Origin of the sequence: Faecalimicrobium dakarense, assembly GCF_000499525.1 — a bacterium.
GTDB classification, from domain to species: domain Bacteria; phylum Bacillota; class Clostridia; order Peptostreptococcales; family Peptostreptococcaceae; genus Faecalimicrobium; species Faecalimicrobium dakarense.
On the sequence record NZ_HG529245.1, the window covers coordinates 1 to 2850 of the forward strand.

3 protein-coding genes are annotated in these 2850 nt (G+C 28.0%); 2 read left to right on the forward strand and 1 reads right to left on the reverse strand.

Translation table 11 applies throughout. The features are described from left to right. Positions 1 to 42: 42 nt before the first annotated feature. Positions 43 to 417, reverse strand: a complete 375-nt coding sequence (locus tag BN899_RS02945; protein ID WP_042272748.1) for a MerR family transcriptional regulator — start codon at positions 415 to 417, stop codon at positions 43 to 45. A 174-nt stretch (positions 418 to 591) separates the two neighbouring features. On the opposite strand from BN899_RS02945, the gene BN899_RS02950 reads away from it, so the two are divergent. Beyond that, positions 592 to 2352, forward strand: coding sequence for a 1-deoxy-D-xylulose-5-phosphate synthase (locus tag BN899_RS02950; RefSeq protein ID WP_042272751.1), 1761 nt, complete (start codon positions 592 to 594; stop codon positions 2350 to 2352). Between the two features lie 134 nt (positions 2353 to 2486). Then, positions 2487 to 2789 (forward strand): hypothetical protein, encoded by a 303-nt coding sequence (locus BN899_RS02955; RefSeq protein WP_042272754.1) that lies wholly within the window; start codon positions 2487 to 2489, stop codon positions 2787 to 2789. The last annotated feature ends 61 nt before the right edge of the window (positions 2790 to 2850 follow it).

A 2850-nucleotide genomic window follows, 5' to 3' on the forward strand; every position in this document is an offset into this window, starting at 1 on the left:
ATTAGAGAATATAGATTTTTAAAATATATAAATAGCTTTAAGCTATTTACATATAATAGATTTTTGTTCCTTAATATAATAATTTATTTTGCCATCTACAATTTTAAGATAAGAATTAAAGTTCTTTATCTCATTTTCTATATAATCTTTATGCTTTAAAAGTATGTCTTCGCGTTTACAAATAGTCTCAGGCCCTTTTATACACAAATCTACATATTCTTTAATCTCAGATAGAGGCATATGAGTATTTCTTAAACAACATATTAGATCAAGCCATTCGAAATCTTTATCACTAAAAACTCTATTACCTTGTTCGTTACGCTTAATAAAAGGAAGTAAACCTTCTTTTTCATAATAGCGAAGAGTATGAGCGGATAAACCATATTTTTTAGCGACCTCTTTAATTGTATAGGTCATAAATTTACCTCCTAAAATAAATGATATTATATTATACCCCTTAGAGTGAACTCTAAGTAAAGTGAAATTTAAAAAATATTTATTTTAAATTATATATTGACTTAGAGTTTGCTCTAAGATTTATACTAGTCAATATAGCAAGCAGAAAGAGATATAAAAATTGGAGGAATTAATATGTCAATAAATATTTTAAATAAAATTAACGGACCAAAAGATTTAAAAGTACTTAACAGTGATGAATTAAAAATATTATCTAGTGAAATAAGAGAAAGTATAATAACAAAAGTAAGTAAAGTAGGTGGGCACTTTGGGCCAAATTTAGGTATGGTTGAAGCAACTATAGCACTACACTATGTATTTAATTCACCAATAGATAAGATAGTTTATGATGTCTCTCACCAATCGTATCCACATAAAATTTTAACAGGAAGAAAAGATGCATTTATAAATCCTAAAGAATATAAAAGCGTTACAGGATATACTTCACCTAATGAAAGTGAACATGATTTCTTTACTATAGGACATACATCAACTTCAATTAGTTTAGCATGTGGATTAGCAAAGGCTCGTGATATAAAGGGTAGTAGAGAAAATATTATAGCTGTTATAGGAGATGGGTCTTTAAGTGGTGGACAAGCTTATGAAGGATTAAACAATGCAGCTGCATCAGGAAAAAATATAATAATATTAGTAAATGATAATGATATGTCTATAGCTGAAAACTACGGAGGTCTTTATCAAAATCTAGCCATACTTCGTGAGACCGATGGAAAAGCAGAAAATAACTTTTTTAAATCTTTAGGATTTGATTATCATTATGTTAAAGATGGAAATAATTTAGAGTCACTAATTGAAACATTTAAAGAAGTTAAAGATACAAATCACCCTGTAGTAGTTCATATACATACACTTAAAGGTAAAGGATATAAAGCTTCAGAGGAAAATAAAGAAGCCTTTCACTGGGTAATGCCATTTGATTTAGAAACTGAAGAACCACTATTTAAAAGTAATGGTGAAACTTACTCAGGTATTGCAGGTGAATTTTTATCACAAAAGGCAAGAGAAGATAGTAGTATTGTAGCAATAACTGCTGCAACTCCTGGCCCAGTTGGGCTAGGTTCATTTAGACATGAATTCAAAGATCAATTTATAGATGTTGGAATAGCTGAAGAACATGCAATAGCACTTGCATCAGGTATAGCTTCACAAGGTGGTAAACCAGTGGCATCTTTCTTTAGCTCATTTATACAAAGAACTTATGACCAATTATCTCAGGATCTTTCTATAAATAATAACCCTGCACTTATTATGGTTTATTATGGAGGAATAACAGATGGTGATGTAACACATCTTGGAATGTTTGATATACCTTTAATATCTAACATACCAAATATAGTATATCTTGCGCCAACTAATAAAGAAGAATATATCGCTATGATGGAGTGGGGTATAGAACAAGATAGACATCCAGTTGCAATACGTGTTCCAAATGTGGATGCAGTATCAACTGGTGCTGAAATTGAACCTGATTTTTATAATTTAAATACTTATGAAAAAGTTAAAGATGGAAGTGAAGTAGCGATAATTGGTCTTGGAAGTTTCTATCATCTTGGAAAAAAAGTACAAGAAAAATTAAAAGAAAGTACAGGAATAGATGCTACATTAATAAATCCTAGATTTATAAGTGGAATAGATAAAAACTTATTAACTGAGTTATTAGATAATCATAAATTAGTGATAACATTAGAAGATGGAATACTTGATGGTGGATTTGGTGAAAAGATTTCAAGATTCTATGGAGACAAAGATATGAAAGTATTAAACTTTGGAGCTTCAAAAGAGTTTACTGATAGTGTATCGTTAGAAGAATTATATGAACGTTATCACTTAACAGAAGAGTTAATAATATCAGATATAAAAAATGCACTTAAATAAACATAAATTTAATATATTTATACATTATATTTTATTTAGGTTACCAAAAAGTTCCTAATTGAGAGGATTAAATGACCTTGCTATATTAGATATATAAACAAAAGGATATATTTAATATGGTAAGGAGATATAATATGAAGGATAAATTAACTTATAAAATACAAAATATACTTGTAGAAAATGACTATACAGAAGTAATAGTAAAACATAAACAAGATAGTGAAGAAGTAACTATCCAAAATGCTGAAATAAAATTTAGATATGAACCTGGAAAAGACAAAGGATGTTTAAGTTTTGGAAAGTCAAAAGATGATACTGTTTGTGAAGTTAGTGATAAAAGTATAAAGGAAATAATAGTATATAATGACTCTTTAAGAATAGAGACAGAAGAGAAAAGTTACTACTGTTATCAAAGTAAAGATAAGCAATTTTATTAAAAAGAATATAGTTAAAAGACTAAAATTAAATAGTATAATTTATATGTAAACAAAAAAGTAT